This is a genomic window from Paraburkholderia sp. UYCP14C, from assembly GCF_004197395.1.
Classification (GTDB): Bacteria; Pseudomonadota; Gammaproteobacteria; order Burkholderiales; family Burkholderiaceae; genus Paraburkholderia.
The window spans coordinates 1-242 of the sequence record NZ_SELS01000406.1; the positions used below are offsets into that span (position 1 = coordinate 1).

Here is a 242-nt window from a genome sequence, read left to right on the forward strand (position 1 = left end):
GGCTACGCCGCCTCCGACTCCTCACTACCGGCCAAGATGAATGTCGCTACACCGGACGCAATCATTGTCGCCGCCCAGTCCCCCCAGTTTGTTGCTGACGCACAACTGGTTGTATATGAACGCGCACCGATTGCGCCAGTGTTTCGTGTGTTCCGACATCGACAGGATGGACTTTGTTCGGCAGGGTCTTCAGCAGATAGGGCCTGATGGTTGTGTTGCGGGTCTGAGATAATGCCGGCATC

Annotated in this window: 1 protein-coding gene; it reads right to left on the bottom strand. The window is 57.0% G+C overall.

Annotation, left to right across the window (positions count from 1 at the left end; genetic code table 11):
* Positions 1 to 61 precede the first annotated feature (61 nt).
* The coding region (locus EVC45_RS46530; RefSeq protein ID WP_211193628.1) for a hypothetical protein at positions 62 to 242 on the bottom strand (181 nt) is incomplete at its 5' end.